This is a genomic window from Maribellus luteus (genome assembly GCF_003576475.1).
GTDB lineage: Bacteria > Bacteroidota > Bacteroidia > Bacteroidales > Prolixibacteraceae > Draconibacterium > Draconibacterium luteum.
On the sequence record NZ_QWGR01000007.1, the window covers coordinates 194063 to 212787 of the forward strand.

Here is an 18725-nt window from a genome sequence, read left to right on the forward strand (position 1 = left end):
AAAAATTAACAGGAAGGTTTTCATGTATCACTTTAGTTTCAATAACTTGCAGGTGAATTCAATTCAATTAAAGAGTTTGATGAACGATGAAAACGCTCCAGAAACTGGTTGAACACACCTTGTTTCCATTGTACCTGTTTGTATTTGCTTTGGGATTGTTTTCTTTTGGCAGTTGGGATACAAGTATTTTTATTCTCGACGAAGCTAAAAATGCAGGTTGCGCCCGCGAAATGCTGGAAAATAATAGTTGGCTCGTTCCAAGCTTTAATTCGGTTTTGCGTACCGACAAGCCGCCTTTGCATTATTTTTTTATGATGCTGTCGTACAGTGTTTTTGGCGTGAATCCTTTTGCCGCCCGCCTGTTTTCTGCGGTATTCGGGGCCTTGACAATTCTTGTTAGTTTTCAGTACATCCGGCGTTTTTGTGATTTGCCAACTGCTTTTTGGACTGCTTTTGTTCTTCTTTCCTCCATTCATTTGGCCATTCAGTTTCATTTGGCTGTTCCCGATCCGTACCTGGTTTTCTTTTTTACCTGGAGTTTGCTGGCGTTTTTCTCGGCCTTCAAAACCGGGCGAAACCGGGAGCTTGTTTTTATGTATGTGGCAATGGCTTGTGGCATCCTTTCCAAAGGTCCGGTGGCCATTTTGCTACCCGGACTGATCTTCTTACTGTTCCTGATCTTCTCCAGGAATTTTACATGGAAAGCAATCCGGAGTTTAAGGCCCCTTTGGGGATTGGCAATTGTTCTGGGCATAACTTTTCCCTGGTTTTTTCTGAATGGCCTGCAAACTGATTGGGAGTGGACACGCGGATTTTTTCTGAAACATAACCTGCATCGTTTTTCATATACCATGGAAGGACACGATGGATTTTTCCTGGTGCCCCTTCTTTATGTTTTTCTTGGACTGCTTCCGTTTGCCGTTTTTCTGCCACAGGCAATTGTGTATGCTTTCAAAAAACGTGAAAACGATTTTGTGCTTTTTGCTCTGATTGCAGCAATAAGTATTGTTGCATTTTTCTCGGTTTCACAAACCAAACTTCCTAATTACACCGTTCCGGCCTATCCTTTTGGGGCCTTTTTTATAGCGCTTTTTATCACCCAAAAGTTGCGGGAATTCAAGTCGCTTCGCACATCTTATGTTGTTCTTCTATTTTTCGGGATTTTATTGCCGATCGGTGGCTTTATTTCAATAAAGTTTGATTCTTCGCTTGCCCCAGTAAAAGAAAGTTATGCCTGGTTACTGGCGTTTCCGATACTGCTTGTTTTAGCCTGGTTTTTCCGAAAACAGGTTCAAAAAATGCTTTTGATTACCGGTTTTTCAGGAATTGTAACAGCCCTGATTTTTGTTGGGGTGCTGGCTCCAAAACTCAGTCATCAAAACCCGGTGTTGCAAAGTTTGGATTTGCTTAAAGATAGGGAAGTCGCCTATTTTGAAAAGTTCAATCCGGCTTATCCTTTCTACCTGGAAAAGACAATTCACCCGCTCGAGAAGGAAGAAATTGGGGCTTTCTTTCAGGAGTATCCGGATGGAATTTTGATCTCCACACGAAAAAGAATACAGCAAGCCAACCTTGGTCCGGAGTACGAAATTATATATGAAGGCAAAGATTTGTTTGAATCGCCAACTACGGTTTTGATCGCTTTGAAGAAACTAGCGGATTGATTTTTCTAATTGCCGGTTCTCTCGCGAACGAGGTTGGCCAGTTGTACGCGGCTCTTCACGCCGGTTTTGGTAAAAATCCGGTGATTGTGGTCTTTCACCGTTTGAAGGGTGATGAATAGTTTTTCAGCAATCAGTTTATTGCTATGGCCTTCGCAAATCTCGAGGATGATTTCAGCTTCGCGTTTTGAAATTTCGTAAGCCTGGCAAAAAGCCTCAAAATCAATGCTCAACTCAGCGGAAGGTAATTTTTGCCCCAGTTTTACGGTTAAAGGAATAAAAACCCCCGTGGCAAAAAGCAGGACAATGGCAATTCCGCCCGAAATGAAATCAAAAGTGTCGTAGAAATTCATTGCCAGGGAGTAAACGCACACGGATAGAAAATAAAGCAGCGCTTGTTTTTTCCCAAATCCTGTTTCTTTGGTAAGCCTTTTCTGCGAAGCAATAATAAAAAAGGGAAGCAGGAACAACAAGTGTATCAGTAAATTCAGCCCAAGAATAATGCGGATAACAAAAAGGGTAGCGTTGTCTGGCATTTCAATGACTTCTTTATAAATCAGAAAATCAATCAGAAAAACCAACAGCACCAAAATAGGGAAAAAGAGATAGGCAAAGAGTGGTTGAGTGTCGCGTGCGTTTAACAGGAAGGAAAATTTCAGCAACATAAACCAACTTACGACCATAAAAGGAATGCCGATCATAGGAAAGAAAAACGCCAGCTTGGAGCTAAGCTCGGTACTTAGTTGCAGGTCGTTGAGCAAAAGGTGCAGAACGGCGTTTCCCCAAATGCTGTAAATCAAAAACGAGAAAAGGAAAATCTGGTGATAAAGCAACATGGCCATTGCCGGCTTTTTCTCGGTTTGGTATAACTGGAAAGCGGTAAGGATTCCCAAGGCCGCCATTCCGCCGGAAATGATAAAAACGATAATGTAAACAAGGTTGCCGATCCACATGATTCTGAAACTAAAGTAGTGTCGTACAATTTTACGAACTCCCAGTATTTACTGCTAACTACGAAAGTAGTGAATTTAAGAAATCCAACTAAAGTAGGAAGGAAAATTTTGAAGGATGCCGTAGCTTTGAGTCAACGAAAACAAAAAACGAAGTTTAGAAACAAATTAAAATTACAAGAAATGGAACGCGACAATTATTACAATCAGATTCCTTCTGTCGGAGGAAGTTTCAGTTACGGATGGCGTACGATGTTTGGGAAATCGTTTCTGATGCTTTTCGTGGCTGTTATAATTATGGGATTGCTTAACGGCCCGTCAGCGGGATTAAAATTTGATGATCATCATTCACTGTTTACCGGGCTAATTTTATTGCCGATGGCTTTGTTTGGACTGGCTTATGCTTTCTTATTTTTGCCCGTTATTAAATATGGCAGAGATTTAATGTTTCTCCAGGCAATGCGCGGCGAAGACGCTGATTTGAAAACATTGTTTGAAGGATTCCGGAAAAATTACCTGAACATTATACTGGCCAACCTGATTGTGGTGGCATTGGTAGCGATCGGGTTTATTATGCTTGTTATCCCCGGTATTATTGTTTTGTGCCGATTAATATTTGTGCCTTACCTGGTGATGGACAAAAATCTGGAAGCCATGAAAGCAGTGGAGAAGAGCTGGCAGATGACCCGCGGGCACGGATGGGAAATATTTGCGATGCTGATCCTTTCTTTCTTTATCACAATCGGGGGGCTCATGGTGTTCTTTGTGGGGATCATTTTTGCCCGGATGTGGAGACATTCAGCTTTCGCTACATTTTATCAGTCGGTGTTAAATCAATCGGATGATGACAACCCAATACCCATACTTGGTGTGAACGAACAATAGATTTGAAACAAAAAACAAAAGCAGGCAGAAGGCCCGGATTTTTCCGGGCTTTTGTTTTTTTTTGAATTGCTTTGAGTATTTTGGATGCCAATTATCATCCGCATGAAAAAATTACTCTTTTTTCTCTTTCTACTGGCAGCAGTTGTAGCGAAGGCGCAATATTTTCAAACGGGGCAGGATCCTTCTTCCATAAAATGGCGCCAGATCAACACTGAAAATTTTCAACTTATTTTTCCTGACTATTATGAAAGTCAGGCACAGCTATTGGCCCAAAAACTGGAGAAAGTGTATGATTATGCAAGCTATTCGTTGAAATACGAGCCACAAAAAATATCGGTGATCCTGCATACGCAAACCGTAAATTCGAATGGTTTGGTGGCTTATGCGCCCAAACGTTCTGAATTCTATACCACGCCACACCAGGCAATTTATGCACTCGACTGGTTGGAGCAGCTGGCGGTTCACGAGTTCAGGCACGTGGTTCAGATCGATAAAATAAATTCAGAACTGCCAAAGATTATCAAACTGCTTTTGGGGGAACAGGGAACGGCGCTGGTTTTTGGCACTTATCTGCCGTGGTGGTTTATTGAAGGAGATGCAGTGGTAACAGAAACAGCACTTAGTTCTTACGGTCGCGGGCGCTTGCCTTCGTTTCTGATGGAACACCGCGCTTTGGCGGTTGAAAAAGGAGTGGATTCGTACGATAAAGCGTATTTGGGATCGTTCAAAGATTACGTTCCGAACCACTACAAGTTAGGCTATTATTTAGTGGGCAACGCACGTGAGCGTTATGGCGCTGACCTTTGGGAAAAAGTGATGGAGCGTGTTGGCAGGAAACCTTTTTCGCTCACTCCGTTTAATACTGCTCTAAAAACGGAAACCGGAATGAACAAGGTTGAACTTTATCAATCGGTGTTCGACAGTTTGGCGCATGTTTGGAAAAGTGAAGATGCAGCCTATGTGGAGCCGGGAAGTTTGACCATTTCAAAACCATCCAATACACACAAAAATTACGAGTACAATCATTGGCTTAACGACCATGAAATGGTCTCTTACAAAACCAGTTTTGACGATATCCCGGCCTTTGTAAAAATCAATCAGGAAGGTGAGGAAGAAGTGATTCATCGTCCCGGGGTTATATTTTACGAATCTGTCAGTTATGAAGGAGAATGGATTGTTTGGTCGGAACAGATACCCGATCTTCGCTGGTCGCACAGCGGGCGTTCGCGTATTCAACTGTTGAATGTGAAAACTAAACACAAAACAAGTGTTGATACCGAATTTAAAGCTTTTGCTCCGGTGCTTTCTTCCACTCACGATCAGATTCTGGTGGTTGAAGCCGATTTTTCAAGTAATTATTACCTCACTGTTTACGATGTGGCATCGGGTAAAATGGTAAGCCGCTATCAGACTCCGGAGAATAACTATTTTTTATCGCCCCAGTGGTTAAATAAGAAAGAAGCGATTGCAGTTTTGCTTACCAGGCATGGCAAACGTTTGGCAAAGTTTAACCTGGAATCTCAGAAATTCGATATACTGTTTGACCGGGATATGGGAGATATAAAACAGTTGCACATCAGCAAAGACAAGCTGTATTTTATAAGTGCTTATTCAGGGAAAGACGCACTCTATACTTTCGATTTTAATACAAGTAAAATTCAGGAGGTTTACGAACCCCGTTTTGGAGTTGCTTATCCGGCTGTTAATGCTGCTGGCGGGATAATTCTAAGCGATTACACTGCCAACGGATATCGTTTGATTCAACCGGTTGAATTGAGATCGGCAGAGTTGACCCACGTTCAGAAAGAGACTTATCCTTTGGCTGGTTCGCTGGCCGGCCAGGAAAAAGGTGTTCCTGATCTCCACACCAGTGATAACGCCAGTTATACATCAAAAAAATACAGCAAGGCTGCTAATCTGTTTAATTTTCATAGCTGGGCACCGGTTTTTGTTGATCCTTATACATACGAATTTGAATCAGGCGTTAGCCTTATGTCTCAAAATAAGCTGGGGACTGCGGAAACGGTGCTGGGATACAAATGGGATAGTGCCGAGAGTTACGGACGCTTGTATGCACATTATATTTACAAAGGCTGGTATCCGGTAATCGATTTTGAAATTAGCCGGGCAAGCCGGTCTTCCCAATACAGCCAGGTTACGGAATATGTGCAGAATGGACAAGTAGTATCCAGAGACACAAGTGTCAGGAGTTTTGACTGGCGGGATATCAATCTGAGTACAACAATTCAATTTCCGGTAAATCTTACCCGCGGTATCTTTCATCGTTTGCTACAACCCGAAATTGGCTATGATTTCACACATTACAAGGCCGATGCCTCGGTTCCGGACGGTTTTCCAGGCGGCTCATTTCAGTCGCTAACCTACCGAATGTATTACCATCAAATCAGGAAACGTAGTTACCAGGACATATTACCAGACTTTGGAATAATAGTGGACGGTAGTTATGTTCATTCTCCCTTTGGCGATCACAATTTGGGAAGCCTGCTAAGCGGCGAAGGTATTATGTATTTGCCGGGAGTAAAAGCAAATCACGGATTGAGACTTTACGGAGGAGCCCAGAAAAGGCTAAATGGAGATCATTACAGTTACTCCGATGATATTCGGTTTCCAAGGGGATGGAAACGAACTTCCACCAAAGAAATGTTGGTGGGAGCCGTAGATTATAAACTCCCTTTGCTAAATCCCGACTGGAGCATTGGTGGACTCGCATATGTGAAAAGAATAAGTGCGTCGCTCTTTTTCGACTATGCGCACATGATTCGCAATTATTATTCAAACGGTCAGGTTACCGGGACCTTTTCTCAGAATATTTCTTCCTTGGGAGTGGAGATATTGAATGATGTCAATTTTCTGCGCTTTTATGCACCGGTTCAGATAGGAGGTCGTGTTTCATATTTACCCGAAGTGAAGAGCGCGAATGTTGCGCTTCTTTTATCGGTCGATTTTTCATCACTCTAGAAAATTTTGGGTACAAACTAAGAAATAACCGCCAATTAAAATATCTGATTACAAACGGGCAATATATCATATCTAATGTAATCGAAATATTTACAGTCATTTACGGGAAGCTATAGTCATTTTTAAGCCTCTGAGATTTGAATATTTTTCAGATTGTGTCTCCGTGTACATAAATAGTGGCTACTGACAAGGTATAACTCATTCGAAAAGGAGAGTAGAGGCATCATTTCGCTTGAGACCTAAAAGATATATTAGTATCACTTTTGTAACAACCTAACAAGTAGGAGGTAATTACATATGTATAGATGAATTAATAGCACAAATATCTCATCGTTACATTTGTGTCGCGTAGTTTCATGCCAGATATAACTATGTAATCAGTTAAAATGATTCACCAACATGTTTTATTACAAAAGAAAATGTTTAAGCTTTTACAGTTCTAATCATCTTTTGTATAACTACAATAACTTCGCTATGTTGAAAGTTTGTTATCATACTATTCATTGTATCAATTCTTTATGTCGACTAACTGAAGTCATATATGGATATATTGATTACATATCTATATTGTCGAATAATACAGCCCATAAATTAATCATATATCATTATTATTCAATAATATATAAACTTTAAGTGAAGTTAATTATTGGATTTAAATTGAATTTGTAGGCTTATTTGTATAAAAAAATGACTTCAATTTGATTGGGAAAGTAAAAATTAATGTTACATTTGTTGTGAATAAAGCGATGGATTAACTGGACGCACAACTTAATTGGATTGCCCAAGTGTTAATCTAATTATGAAAAAATGAAAGACAGAATCAAAGAGTATATGGATTATAAAAACATTAATGCAGGGGAACTTGCGTCAATGTTAGAAGTCCAACGTTCAAATATTTCCCATATACTTAATGGCAGAAACAAACCAGGGGCTGCTTTCATTGAGAAAATGCTCTTAGTGTTTCAGGATCTTAATGCGCGTTGGTTACTAACCGGTTTAGGGGAGATGATTGACGGCGTTAGTAGCTCGGATAAAAATGATACGATAGAGCTTAAACAGCCAATTCAACAGGACATTTTGCCAAAACAAACTTCCTCTGAAGAACGATCCGAAAAGATTGAACCCAAATCGGAAATCGATACCGCTCAAATTCTTTCGTCGGATGCTGTTGAGAAGATCATCTTACTTTATAAAGATGGTACCTTCTCTACCTTTCAAAGTAAGAAGTAACGGAATACTCTTTCTAAAAATATTGTAATATACTTTTATTTAATAATCTGCCAGCAGGTATTGAAAATGTAAAATCAAATGCATACATTTGTAACTAATTGTTGTTGTAAAGAACTTTGTTGGTCAATTTAGCTACCTGTATCTAATTGTTAGTAGAGGTAAAAGAACAGAAAGACTGGTTTTTAAAATCGGTCTTTCTGTTTTTGTTTATATGTATTTACTCGATAAAACGCATTCATTGCCTACTTTATCTAAAAGACAAAGGTTTTTGTGTTTGAATTATCTGACTATCTCTCTAGTTATTTTTTATAAACATTTGTATTATAAGTAACATACTATATTAAAAACATATGCAAACAAGCCATTAACAATTGTTTTTGCAAATTATTACGCTGTTTACAAAAATAAATCAACAATAGTTTGCATATGTGAAATTTGTTATTTACATTTGTTTCGTAATCAAATTACAACAATAACAAAAGACAAGATGATTAACAGATTATAATTTTTACAAACCCAATTTTAAGTTGATAAATCCAGAAGTCGCTTGGGCCACTAGTAATAGTGGCCTTTCTGGTTTTTATGAAGATTGTATATAAATTGTAGAGAAAATTGAAAATAATTTGCAGATGTAAATATTATAGTTACATTTGTACTAAATCAAGTCAGACCCTTTATTTTTTATCTAATTATAAATTTCTATACAAGACCGTTTCGTACGGTCTTTTTTATTGTCTCTCGGCAGAAATAATCTATTATCTTTGTGCGCAAATTTAAACGCATGGCAAAAAAATTTGTAGCTGATTTTGTGGTAGTCGACAATAAACCTCTGAATGCTACCAATTTTCTGATTAAAGCGAGGAGCAATTCGGTATTACCAACTATACTTCCCGGACAGTTTGTAAATGTGGAGATTAACGATGCAAAAGAAATATTTCTTCGCAGACCTTTTTCTGTTTTCGAGGTGGATTACAACCAAAATACTATCTCCATGATCGTTAAGATTCTGGGAAGAGGATCAAAAAAGCTGACTGAGATAGAAGCCGGATGCAATATTAGCCTGGTATATCCGCTTGGAAAAAGTTTTACGTATCCCGCTGCTACTGACAAAGTATTGTTAATTGGGGGGGGGAGCGGAGTTGCCCCTATGTTGTTCTTGGCGAAAGAGTCGGGTTTAGATAAAACGCAGGTTGATATTTTGCTGGGAGCACGAACCAAAGAAGACCATATAGATGTTGAATCTTACTCGAAATATGCCAACCTGCATTATGCAACAGAGGATGGTTCACTGGGCGAAAAAGGCTTCGTGACGCAACATTCGGTTTTTGTAAATGATCTTAATAAATACGATAAAATATATGCATGCGGACCAGACGGAATGATGCGTGCCATTGCAAAAGTTGCCAAAGCAGCGGATGTTTTTTGTGAAGTTTCCCTTGAAAACCTCATGGCCTGCGGCTTTGGTGTGTGCCTGTGCTGTATTGAGCCAACCAATAAAGGAAATTTGTGTGTTTGTACTGATGGACCGGTATTTAATATTAATGAGTTGAAATGGTAGATTTAAAAGTAAAAGTCCACAACCTGGAGTTTAAAAACCCAATCACCCTGGCGTCTGGCACTTGTGGTTTTGCACGCGAAATGGCCGATTTCTTTGATCCGGCGATAGTAGGTGGATTCTTTTTAAAAGGCAGCACGCTTAAAAACAGGGATGGAAACGAGTATCCCCGCATGGCTGAGACTCCTTCGGGAATGTTAAATGCTGTGGGGCTGCAAAACAAGGGGATCGACTATTTTATCGAAAATATTTACCCCGAAATAAAAGATTACGATACACAGTTAATTATTAATGTTAACGGTTCAACGGTAGAAGATTACATTGCTTTAACCGAGAAAGTGAATGAACTGGACAAGATTCGCGGTATTGAATTAAACATCTCGTGCCCCAATGTAAAAGAAGGAGGGATGGCTTTTGGAGTAAGCTGCCCGGGAGCAGAGATGGTTACGCGAGAAGTTCGGAAGGTTTATGATAAAACCCTGATCGTGAAACTGTCGCCAAATGTTACGGATATCAGTGAAATAGCCCGGGCTGTAGAAGGGCAGGGTGCCGATGCGGTTTCTTTGGTGAACACCTTCCTGGGAATGGCAATTGATGCGGAAACCAGGAAGCCAAAACTATCAACCATCACCGGTGGTTTATCCGGGCCGGCCATTAAACCGATTGCACTTCGGATGGTATGGCAGGTGGCCAATGCTGTAAAAATTCCCGTAGTTGGAATGGGAGGAATTATGAATGCTGCCGATGCCATTGAATTTATGCTGGCTGGTGCATCTGTTGTACAGATCGGTACCGCAGTTTTTAAAGACCCAACACTTCCCGTTCAAATCATCAACGAGTTGGAAGATTATATGCTTCGACATAAAGTGCAGTCAGTGAATGATTTAATTGGTGAATTACAAATATAATTAGTGTAGATTACATTTGTTGTCATGAAATAAAAGTAGTCATTTTGATTTAATCTCAAATGTGATAACTGTATTCACGGTTATCTTCTTCAATAAAATCTATAATAGATAAATACTTTTTAGTGTTTTTTCTGGGCTTGTTTTAGGGTAGACCTTCTATTAGTTATATTTTTGCGTCGATTTAAAATTGCAATGTGAACATTTCAATTTTAAATTCGTTATAGAAACTGCAAATAGCAAAATAAAATAATTAAAGAATCTAATAGTATGGCAAGCTTTAACATCGTAATGCCCAAGTTAGGTGAAAGTATCCAGGAAGGAACAATCACCAAATGGTTTGTAAAAGAGGGAGATACAATCGAAGAAGACGACATGTTATTTGAAGTGGCCACGGACAAAGTGGACTCAGAAATTCCCTCTCCGGTTGACGGAGTTGTTACCAAGATCTTATATCCCGAAGACAGCCTTGTTGCTGTGGGGGAAGTTCTCGCTGTTATTAGTTTAGACGGTGAAGTGGAAGAATCGTCAGAAGAAGCTGCTCCGGCTGAAGCAAAAAATGAAAAGACTGAAGCTCAGGCTGAAACAAAAGAAAGTTCTGTGGATGACAGCCGTAAATTGTCCAATCGTTTTTATTCTCCGCTTGTGAAAACAATTGCAAAACAGGAGAATGTTTCACTGGAAGAACTGGAATCCATTGAAGGATCAGGTGCAAGCGGACGTGTTCAGAAAAAAGATATACTGGCTTACCTGGAGAACAAAGGGACGGAACCAGCACCCAAAGCGGCTCCTTCCGTACAAGCTTCAGCACCTAAGGCTACTCCTGCGGTTGAAAGAAAGGCTCCAATGCCGGTTTCAGTAGGAGCAGGCGACCAGGTAATTGAAATGGATCGTGTCCGGAAGTTGATTGCTGATCACATGGTTATGTCGAAACAGGTTTCACCTCATGTAACTTCAATTGTTGAAGCCGATGTAACCGAGTTGGTACTTTGGAGAAAGAAAAACAAGGATGCTTTCGAACAAAAATACGGTGAAAAGATCACTTTCATGCCGGTATTTACAGAAGCTGTGGCAATGGCTTTGGCCGAATTTCCGATGGTAAACTCTTCGGTTGACGGCGACAGAATCATCCTTAAAAAAGATATAAATGTTGGTATCGCAGTAGCAAAACCAGATGGAAACCTGATTGTTCCGGTAATTAAAAATGCTGAACAACGTAACCTGATTGGTATTACCAAAGAGTTAAACCGCTTGGCAAATGCTGCACGCACCAACAAACTCGATCCTGCTGAAATTCAGGGAGGAACCTTTACCATAACCAACTTTGGTTCCTTTGGAAATATCATCGGAACGCCCATTATCAACCAACCACAGGTAGCCATTCTGGCCACAGGTATTATTGAGAAAAAACCAGCTGTTCTGGAAACTCCAACCGGCGATGTAATTGCAATCCGCCACAAAATGTTTCTGTCGTTATCGTACGACCATCGCATAGTTGATGGTGCTTTGGGCGGAGCATTTCTGCGCCGAATAGCTGATATTTTAGAAAATTTTGATACAAACCGCGCAATTTAATTTTATTATGAAGGATTTAAAAGTACCAAAACTTTATACGATCAAAACAACTCCAAAAGAAACGCTGGAGAAATGGTACCGTTTACTTACTGTTGGGCGCGCAATTGACGAAAAAGCCCCCAATTACCTGAAACAGGCGATTGGTTGGTCGTATCATGCGCCTTATGCCGGGCACGATGGTATTCAGTTGGCCATCGGACAGCATTTCGAGAAAAATAAAGACCACATTTTCCCCTACTACCGCGATATGCTCACCGCACTTTCGTGTGGAATGACAGCCGAAGAAATAATTTTGAATGGTATTTCAAAGGCGACTGACCCTTCAAGTGGCGGACGTCATATGTCGAACCACCTGGCAAAGCCTGAATGGAACATCCACAGTGTTTCGTCGGCTACCGGAAACCACACGCTTCATGCAGTAGGGGTTGCCCGGGCGATTAAATACTACGATGAAAAGGTGGTTTCAATCAGCAGCCAGGGAGAATCATCGGTTAGCGAAGGTTATGTTTACGAAGCAATAACCGGGGCTGATAAAGAGGAATTACCGGTTGTTTTTGTTTTCCAGGATAACGGGTATGGAATTTCTGTTCCAAAGAAAGATCAGACAGCTCAGCGAAAAGTTGCCAATAACTTTTCAGGATTCAAAAACACCCGGATCATCCATTGTAACGGAAAAGATGTGTTCGATTCAATGAATGCAATGGCCGAAGCCAAGCGTTTTGCCATAGAAGAAAGCAAACCCGTTATTTTGCAAGCCAACTGTGTGCGAATGGGGTCACACTCAAATTCGGATGATCATCTTCTCTATCGTTCTGACGCTGAAAGGAACTATGTGACCGAATACGACCCGCTGGGAAAATTCAGAAGGTTATTGTTGCGTTACAATCGTTTTTCTGAAGAAGAATTGCAAACCATTGAGGCCGATACCAAAGCCGTAATCAAGGCTGCACACAAAGCGGCAATGGCAGCTCCGGATCCGACGCCGGAATCGATCCATGATTTTGTGTTTGCCGAACCAATGGTTTCTGAAAAATACCCGGAAGGACTACACAACGAAGAAGGCGAAAAGAAGAAATTTATCACAGCGCTGAATGAAACCTTAAAAGCTGAATTCAGAGAAAATCCGGATACCTTTATTTGGGGGCAGGATATGGCCAACAAGGACAAAGGTGGTATTTTCAACGTATCAAAAGGGATGCAGCAGGAATTTGGCGAGAAGCGTGTATTTAACGGACCAATTGCCGAAGACTTTATCCTGGGAACTGCCAACGGAATGTCGCGTTACGACGAGAAAATCCGTGTGGTTGTTGAAGGGGCCGAGTTTGCTGACTATTTCTGGCCTGCCATGGAGCAATACGTTGATACTAGCCACGACTACTGGCGATCGAACGGAAAATTTTCGCCGAACATTACCATTCGCTTAGCTTCCGGAGGTTATATCGGAGGTGGTATGTACCACTCGCAAAACATCGAAGGTTCGTTGGCTGCCATTCCGGGAGTGCGTATCGTATATCCTTCGTTTGCTGATGATGCAGCAGGCCTTTTGCGCACATCTTTGCGTTCAAAAGGACTAACCATGTTTATGGAGCCAAAAACATTGTACCAGGATCCGAAAGCAGCAACAGTTGTTCCGGATGATTTTGAAGTGCCTTTTGGAAAAGCTCGTGTAAGAAGAGAAGGTACAGACCTTACTATTATTACCTACGGAAACACCACACATTTAAGTCTCGATGCTGCTAAGAAATTGGCCGAAGAAGGTTTGGCAAATGTGGAGGTAATCGATTTACGTTCGCTGGTTCCCCTGGATGAAGAAGCCATTCTTAATTCAGTTAAAAAGACCAATAAAGTGCTGGTGGTACACGAAGACAAAGTATTTGGTGGATTTGGTGGCGAATTAAGCGCTATTTTGAATGAAAAAGCATTTGAATACCTCGATGCACCGATTAAACGAGTGGGATCCACTTACACTCCTGTAGGTTTCAACCGTATACTGGAACGTGCCGTGTTGCCAAATGTGGAAAGAATTTACAATGCTGCAAAAGAATTAATTGAATACTAAAATCTTTGAATCATGAGCAAAACAGCGATTATATATAGCTTTCACACGCAAAAGTCTAAAAAAGTTGCCGAGAAAATTATGGAGGCTTTTGGAAAAGACCAGTTGGAAGCGGTCAATGCCGAAGAGTTGACAAAAGAAATCATTGAAAAATACGATCACTTCATTTTAAGTGCACCCACCTGGTTCGACGGGGAGTTGCCCAATTACTGGGATGAATTTGTTCCGGATCTGGAAGAAATGGATCTTTCAAAGAAATCCTTTGCCATTTTTGGTTTGGGAGATCAGAAAGGATATCCTGAGAATTTCTGCGATGCGATCGGTCTTTTGGCCGAGATTCTGGAAGGATGCGGAGCCAAGATAGTAGGGCAGACTTCAGTGGAAGGTTATACCTACGAAGCATCCAGGGCACAACGTGGCAATCAATTTATTGGTCTTCCGCTTGATCAGGAAAACCAGGCACGTTTAACCAAAGAGAGAGTTGGAAAGTGGGTGGAAAAACTAAAAGAGGAATTCTTTAATTAAAAAGAATTTTCTATTTGCAATCGCGAAGGCTGTCTGCACGTCAATTGACGGACGGATGGCCTTTTTTTGGTCAAAAGAAAATGGACCAAGGCTGAATGGATGACACACTCTTTATCAGTAGATTAGTTAATCTCCTGTCTTTTTTTTCTTATTGTTGGCAACTGATCCTTCCTGAAAAAGTTGTTTCAATAAATACTTATTACAAATGTAATCTTCCGGACTGTCAGTCTGTCAGTTGATCATTTTTGATTATTCTACATTTAAGCGCTCATTGCTGTAAGTTATTGATATGCAGCATTAAGGGCTCTGCTATGGTGATGGATTGTTTTTTACATATGTAAATACATTTGTAAAATGAGTTTTTACGAAGTCCCGTTCTTTAGTCAGCTCCGATATTATTTGGTGCCTAAACACACGATTGAAGTAAATTCCAAATTTTCGAACAGCTGCTCGCTGCGATCTAAATATGGAAAGGAAATTAGTTTAATTATTGTTAAATAGAATGGTTTGTTAAAAAAAGTTTGTTATTAACTATTTGCGATATAGCCTAAAATCGTTCTGCTAAAGTTTTCGGTTAGCTTTAATTAATTAATTTTGTGGCTTCAAATAATTTAAAGTTTTTACCGTGCCTGAAACAAGATACATATTCGTTACCGGTGGAGTTACTTCATCGCTTGGAAAAGGAATATTAGCTGCTTCGCTGGCTAAGTTACTTCAGTCGAGGGGGTACAATGTTACCATCCAGAAACTCGACCCTTATATTAATGTAGATCCTGGAACTCTGAATCCGTATGAACACGGAGAATGTTTCGTAACCGAAGACGGTGCCGAAACCGACCTGGATCTTGGCCATTACGAGCGCTTTTTGAACGAAGCAACTTCCCAGGCCAACAATGTTACCACCGGGAGAATCTATCAGTCTGTTATTGAGAAAGAAAGACGGGGTGATTATCTTGGGAAAACAGTGCAAATTATACCTCATATTACGGACGAGATCAAACGCCGGATAAAAATTTTGGGGTCGAAAGGGAATTACGATATTGTTATTACAGAAATTGGTGGCACGGTAGGCGATATCGAATCTCTTCCATACATTGAGGCTGTTCGTCAGCTGAAATGGGAATTGGGCAACAAAGCAATCGTGATCCATTTGACACTGGTTCCGTTTTTGGCCGCAACCGGCGAGTTAAAAACAAAACCTACACAGCATTCGGTAAAAATGCTGCTGGAAACAGGAGTTCAACCTGATATTCTGGTGCTTAGAACCGAGCATGACATTGACCTTGCAGTGCGTAAAAAAGTAGCACTTTTCTGTAATGTAGGTTTGGAGTCAGTAATTCAGTCGGTGAATGTGCCAACGATTTACGAGGTTCCGCTTAAAATGCTGGAGGAAAAACTGGATATAACAGTTTTAAAGAAACTGGATTTGGCCATTAAAGAAGACATTGATCTGTCTGCCTGGAACAATTTCCTGTTAAAACATAAGAACCCAACGCGGGAAGTTGAAATCGGTTTGGTTGGAAAATATGTTGAGCTTCACGATGCTTACAAATCAATTGCAGAGGCGATTACACATGCAGGAGCTGAAAATCACTGCAAGGTTAAGTTAAACTGGATTCATTCGGAAGAAATTAATAGTGAGAATGTTGCAGAACGTCTGTCACATTTAAACGGGATAATCATTGCCCCGGGGTTTGGTCACCGCGGTATGAAAGGAAAAATTGTTGCGTGCCAGTATGCCCGCGAAAACAATGTTCCGTTTTTTGGAATTTGTCTCGGAATGCAGGTGGCAGTGATTGAGTTTGCCCGGAATGTTCTGAAGCTGGAAGGTGCGGATTCATCAGAAATGAATCCTAAAACCCAGTATCCCGTTATCGACCTGATGGAAGAACAAAAAGGCATCACTCATTACGGGGGAACCATGCGTTTGGGAGCCTATGAGTGCAGGATTATTGATAAAAACTCTCATGTTTGCTCGGCTTACAATAAACTCACAGTTTACGAACGTCACCGTCACCGTTACGAGTTCAACGATACTTACCGTCAGCAATTTATTGACGGAGGAATGGTACCGGTGGGCGTAAACCCGGAAACCGACCTGGTTGAAATTATGGAAATACCGGGGCACAAGTGGTTTGTAGGTGTTCAGTTTCATCCTGAATACCGCAGTACGGTGCTTAATCCTCACCCCCTGTTTGTTGATTTCATTAAAAATGCAATAGTTGAAAAATAGAAGATGGATAAAAAATCGATAATTGGAATCGCTCTTATTTTTTTGATTTTGGTGGTGTTTTCGTACATCAACCAACCTTCCAAAGAAGAAATTGAAGCGGCAAAGATCCGACGCGATTCCATAGAACAGGTTGCAGCGCAGCGGGCGCTCGAACAACAAAAGTTTCTGGCCGAACAGGCTGCCAGTCAACAAGTGGCGATGGGAGGCGACTCCATCATTCAGAAACAAAAAATAGACGAGTTCGGAATTTTTGGAACCCAGGCCATTGGGGAAGAAGAATTTTCGACACTCGAAAACGACCGGATGAAGATTACTTTCTCGAACAAGGGAGGACGTATTTATTCAGTTGAATTAAAAGATTACAGTCGTTATGATTCTACCGCACTGGTTTTGTTCGACGGGCCCGAAACCAAATTTGGCCTGAACTTTTTTGCGCAGAACAGAAGTGTTGAAACCGATCAGCTATTTTTCCAGCAGGTGGGTGGAATACGGAATGTGGTAGTGAGCGGCCCCGATGTAAAAAAGGGTAACGAAGGAAAAATGAAGTACAACCGGGAGCATCCGGGTGGAAAAGAATCGGTTACGTTTAGATTGGAGCCCGAACCGGGCAAGTTCATCGAATATGTTTACACGCTGGAACACAACTCGTTTATGGTTGGTTTCGACGTAAAAATGGAAGGGATGAATAACTACATCGCCAGCAATCAATCGTACCTGAATTTTATCTGGGCATACGATGTTCCGCGTCAGGAGCACTATTCCCGTTTTGGTGAAGACCGTTACACTTACATGACCTACAAATTTTTTGAGGACGATGTAGATAACCTGAACAAAAACAAATCGGACGCGGAAACACTGGCCACCCGTGTTAAATGGGTTGGATTCAAACAACTTTTCTTTAGCTCAACCATTATTGCCGGAGAATCGTTCCCGAACGCATCGGTTCAGCAGGAAAAATACAACTACGAAGACAACAAGGATTACCTGGCCAATTTTAAGGCCGATATAGCCATTCCATATGATGCGTCTCCAAAAGAGGACATCGGAATGCGGTTTTATTTTGGTCCTAACCACTATCAAACACTGAAACAGTACGATCTGGATATGGAAAGCCAGATTGATCTGGGCTATGCCATTGTACGTCCGGTAAACAAATACCTGATCATTCCGGTGTTTAACTTCCTGAGACAATACATCGATAACTTCGGATTGATTATCCTGATTCTGACTGTGTTGATTAAAGTGGTGCTTTTCCCGTTCACTTACAAGTCATACATGTCGCAGGCTAAAATGAAGGTTTTAAAACCTGAAGTGGATGAAATTAATGCGAAGTTTGGAAGCGGTTCAGAAAAAGCCATGGAAAAACAACAGGCAACGATGGCGCTCTACCGAAAAGCCGGGGTAAATCCGATGGGTGGATGTTTGCCAATGGTGCTCCAGATGCCGATTCTGTTTGCGATGTTCTTTTTCTTCCCGACTTCAATCGAATTAAGAGGAGAAAGCTTTTTATGGGCAAAAGACCTTTCTACCTATGACTCTATCATTAGCTGGAATTTTAATATTCCGTTAATCGGAGATTTCATGGGAAATCACATCAGCTTGTTTACCGTTTTGATGACGATAACAACCATCATTTCAACCAGGTTGAGCCAATCGGCAGCAAGTACGCCGGGTATGCCGGGTATGAAAACCATGATGTATTTAATGCCGGTGATGTTCTTCTTCCTGCTTAACAGCTATCCGTCAGGATTGAGTTATTACTATTTCCTGGCAAACGTAATCACCATCGGGCAAACTTACGCCATCCGTCAGTTTGTTGACGAAAACAAAATCAGGGCACAGCTGACTGCCAATAAAAAGAAACCGGCTAAAAAGGCATCCGGATTTCAAAAGCGTTTGGAAGAAATGGCCAAGCAGCAACAGCAAATGCAGAAACGCAAAAAATAATTCAGAGAAAAGATAATTCAGGAACAGCGGCATTTATGTCGCTGTTTTTTTTGGTACCGGGCGTAAAGCAATTATTATTCCGAGGAATCACTAACTGAAATGAAAGTTAAGGAGCATACGCCTGTCCGGGATTTGTTTTTATTTTTTAATGCCGAATATCCAATGTTGAATTCCGAATATCCAATTTTTCGGATTTTGTTGGATATTTTACATTCAAAATTGAT

The 18725-nt window shown here is 40.9% G+C and carries 12 protein-coding genes; 11 read left to right on the forward strand and 1 reads right to left on the reverse strand.

Features of this window, described 5'->3' with window-relative positions; translation table 11 throughout:
* Positions 1 to 86 precede the first annotated feature (86 nt).
* Positions 87 to 1664 (forward strand): ArnT family glycosyltransferase, encoded by a 1578-nt coding sequence (locus tag D1614_RS13915; protein ID WP_119438555.1) that lies wholly within the window; start codon positions 87 to 89, stop codon positions 1662 to 1664.
* 5 nt (positions 1665 to 1669) lie between these two features.
* On the opposite strand, the gene D1614_RS13920 is transcribed toward D1614_RS13915, so the two are convergent.
* Complete coding sequence (locus tag D1614_RS13920; RefSeq protein ID WP_119438556.1) at positions 1670 to 2614, reverse strand: response regulator transcription factor; 945 nt, start codon at positions 2612 to 2614, stop codon at positions 1670 to 1672.
* Between the two features lie 180 nt (positions 2615 to 2794).
* Between D1614_RS13920 and D1614_RS13925 the strand changes: the two genes are divergently transcribed.
* The 10 genes from D1614_RS13925 to yidC all read left to right on the forward strand — a co-directional run bounded on the left by D1614_RS13925 (position 2795) and on the right by yidC (position 18501).
* On the forward strand, positions 2795 to 3496 hold the full coding sequence (locus tag D1614_RS13925; RefSeq protein WP_147384221.1) for a DUF7847 domain-containing protein: 702 nt from the start codon (positions 2795 to 2797) through the stop codon (positions 3494 to 3496).
* A gap of 102 nt (positions 3497 to 3598) precedes the next feature.
* The gene (locus D1614_RS13930) at positions 3599 to 6475 is read left to right on the forward strand and encodes a TolB-like translocation protein (RefSeq protein WP_147384222.1); all 2877 of its coding nucleotides are present in this window, start codon (positions 3599 to 3601) and stop codon (positions 6473 to 6475) included.
* A gap of 807 nt (positions 6476 to 7282) precedes the next feature.
* Positions 7283 to 7705: a helix-turn-helix domain-containing protein gene (locus D1614_RS13935; RefSeq protein WP_119438559.1), complete on the forward strand. Its 423-nt coding sequence runs from the start codon at positions 7283 to 7285 to the stop codon at positions 7703 to 7705.
* Between the two features lie 781 nt (positions 7706 to 8486).
* Positions 8487 to 9263 carry a dihydroorotate dehydrogenase electron transfer subunit gene (locus D1614_RS13940; protein ID WP_119438560.1) on the forward strand — a complete coding sequence of 259 codons (777 nt, stop codon included), beginning with the start codon at positions 8487 to 8489 and terminating at the stop codon, positions 9261 to 9263.
* On the forward strand, positions 9257 to 10168 hold the full coding sequence (locus tag D1614_RS13945) for a dihydroorotate dehydrogenase (RefSeq protein WP_119438561.1): 912 nt from the start codon (positions 9257 to 9259) through the stop codon (positions 10166 to 10168). Before D1614_RS13940 ends, D1614_RS13945 begins: the two co-directional genes overlap by 7 nt.
* Positions 10169 to 10435: 267 nt before the next feature.
* Positions 10436 to 11740 carry a dihydrolipoamide acetyltransferase family protein gene (locus tag D1614_RS13950; protein WP_119438562.1) on the forward strand — a complete coding sequence of 435 codons (1305 nt, stop codon included), beginning with the start codon at positions 10436 to 10438 and terminating at the stop codon, positions 11738 to 11740.
* A gap of 7 nt (positions 11741 to 11747) precedes the next feature.
* The gene (locus D1614_RS13955) at positions 11748 to 13799 is read left to right on the forward strand and encodes an alpha-ketoacid dehydrogenase subunit alpha/beta (RefSeq protein ID WP_119438563.1); all 2052 of its coding nucleotides are present in this window, start codon (positions 11748 to 11750) and stop codon (positions 13797 to 13799) included.
* 12 nt (positions 13800 to 13811) lie between these two features.
* Positions 13812 to 14321, forward strand: a complete 510-nt coding sequence (locus D1614_RS13960; protein WP_119438564.1) for a flavodoxin — start codon at positions 13812 to 13814, stop codon at positions 14319 to 14321.
* Between the two features lie 625 nt (positions 14322 to 14946).
* Positions 14947 to 16554, forward strand: a complete 1608-nt coding sequence (pyrG, locus tag D1614_RS13965) for a CTP synthase (protein WP_119438565.1) — start codon at positions 14947 to 14949, stop codon at positions 16552 to 16554.
* A gap of 3 nt (positions 16555 to 16557) precedes the next feature.
* Positions 16558 to 18501 (forward strand): membrane protein insertase YidC, encoded by a 1944-nt coding sequence (gene yidC, locus D1614_RS13970; RefSeq protein ID WP_119438566.1) that lies wholly within the window; start codon positions 16558 to 16560, stop codon positions 18499 to 18501.
* Positions 18502 to 18725: the final 224 nt, after the last annotated feature.

Excerpts from the sequence above, each read along its gene's own strand:
- D1614_RS13940 (WP_119438560.1), top strand. The coding sequence starts at position 8,487 with ATGGCAAAAAAATTTGTAGCTGATTTTGTGGTAGTCGACAATAAACCT.
- D1614_RS13945 (WP_119438561.1), top strand. The coding sequence starts at position 9,257 with ATGGTAGATTTAAAAGTAAAAGTCCACAACCTGGAGTTTAAAAACCCA.
- D1614_RS13930 (WP_147384222.1), top strand. The coding sequence starts at position 3,599 with ATGAAAAAATTACTCTTTTTTCTCTTTCTACTGGCAGCAGTTGTAGCG.
- D1614_RS13950 (WP_119438562.1), top strand. The coding sequence starts at position 10,436 with ATGGCAAGCTTTAACATCGTAATGCCCAAGTTAGGTGAAAGTATCCAG.
- yidC (WP_119438566.1), top strand. The coding sequence starts at position 16,558 with ATGGATAAAAAATCGATAATTGGAATCGCTCTTATTTTTTTGATTTTG.
- D1614_RS13915 (WP_119438555.1), top strand. The coding sequence starts at position 87 with ATGAAAACGCTCCAGAAACTGGTTGAACACACCTTGTTTCCATTGTAC.
- D1614_RS13935 (WP_119438559.1), top strand. The coding sequence starts at position 7,283 with ATGAAAGACAGAATCAAAGAGTATATGGATTATAAAAACATTAATGCA.
- D1614_RS13955 (WP_119438563.1), top strand. The coding sequence starts at position 11,748 with ATGAAGGATTTAAAAGTACCAAAACTTTATACGATCAAAACAACTCCA.
- D1614_RS13925 (WP_147384221.1), top strand. The coding sequence starts at position 2,795 with ATGGAACGCGACAATTATTACAATCAGATTCCTTCTGTCGGAGGAAGT.
- D1614_RS13920 (WP_119438556.1), bottom strand. The coding sequence starts at position 2,614 with ATGTGGATCGGCAACCTTGTTTACATTATCGTTTTTATCATTTCCGGC.
- D1614_RS13960 (WP_119438564.1), top strand. The coding sequence starts at position 13,812 with ATGAGCAAAACAGCGATTATATATAGCTTTCACACGCAAAAGTCTAAA.